Origin of the sequence: Lyngbya aestuarii BL J (assembly GCF_000478195.2) — a bacterium.
Classification (GTDB): Bacteria; Cyanobacteriota; Cyanobacteriia; order Cyanobacteriales; family Microcoleaceae; genus Capilliphycus; species Capilliphycus aestuarii.
The window spans coordinates 1-1,049 of sequence record NZ_AUZM01000249.1; the positions used below are offsets into that span (position 1 = coordinate 1).

A 1,049-nucleotide genomic window follows, 5' to 3' on the forward strand; every position below is an offset into this window, starting at 1 on the left:
CACCGCCTCAATTTCTAAGTCAACCGCATCAAGCCTCAGTGTTTCAATTCCACTTTGCACGGGTTTTAAGGTAATGGTACAATCCCCGTGAAAGGATTTGTTGGGAATATCTAACACCAGGTCAAGAAAAATGTGTTCAACTTGTCCAGGGCGGTCAGGGTTGTAGTGTGGACGAGCGCCAGGTAGCTCAAAGGATTTTTGGCTGTCGGTCTCGGTATCAAAATAAGAGTGCAACATTTAGTAACTCTGAAGCTACAGTAAAAAAACAAACAAAACACCTATGTTTGTTGCTCTATTATAGATGAAATATTGCAGTTTATGTTAGAACTTGTTGTTGCCATCTGAGTCGGTGAACGGTCGGGTCGCAGATGTTGATTTTAGCCTGGATGATCACCGGAGATCTCTTTGAGATTGATGGGGTCTGAACTCTATACCGTTTTGAGGATTTGATCCTATTTTTGTCTAGACCGAAAAACATGGGTTGAAATGATTTGAGATGGATTTCTTGGAAAAAAAGAAATAGAAAATGAACTATTTTTTATTCTTATGAAAAGAAAATTTACGGACTGGAAACAAATTTGATCAGATTCTCTGATTTTTTTAAAGGTTCTAAAAACTTATGGTTTTCCACAGTCAAGGTCGATTTCGATAAAATTTAGACTAAAAAAACTTGACAAAAAAGTTATTTTGTAGTAAAAAAATGTCAACAATATTTGATAATTAGGTTGCAACTCAGCCAAACCCCGCTTAAAATTTAAACTTTAAAAGCTCAAATCAAGGTTCACAAAGGATGAAGCTGGCAGCACGAGTCGAGCAGGTTACACCGTCCCTGACGTTAGCAATCTCAGCCAAAGCTAAAGCGATGAAGGCTGAGGGAATAGATGTCCTCAATTTTAGTGTGGGAGAACCTGACTTCGACACACCTAAACACATTGTCGCTGCGGCTAAGGAGGCGTTAGACGAGGGCAAAACCCGTTATGGGCCAGCAGCCGGGGAACAGAAGCTAAGACAGTTAATCGCAAAATCCCTCAGCCAACAGACAAGCCTAT

The 1,049-nt window shown here is 40.1% G+C and carries 2 protein-coding genes; one reads left to right on the forward strand and one right to left on the reverse strand.

Annotation, left to right across the window (positions count from 1 at the left end; all coding sequences use genetic code 11):
• Nucleotides 1-237 (reverse strand): peptidase M1 (locus M595_RS27870; protein ID WP_023069900.1); only part of this gene is annotated, 237 nt, incomplete at its 3' end.
• A 553-nt stretch (nucleotides 238-790) separates the two neighbouring features.
• Between M595_RS27870 and M595_RS27875 the strand changes: the two genes are divergently transcribed.
• Nucleotides 791-1,049, forward strand: a 259-nt coding sequence (locus M595_RS27875) for an aminotransferase class I/II-fold pyridoxal phosphate-dependent enzyme (RefSeq protein WP_023069901.1), incomplete at its 3' end; no start/stop codon positions are given.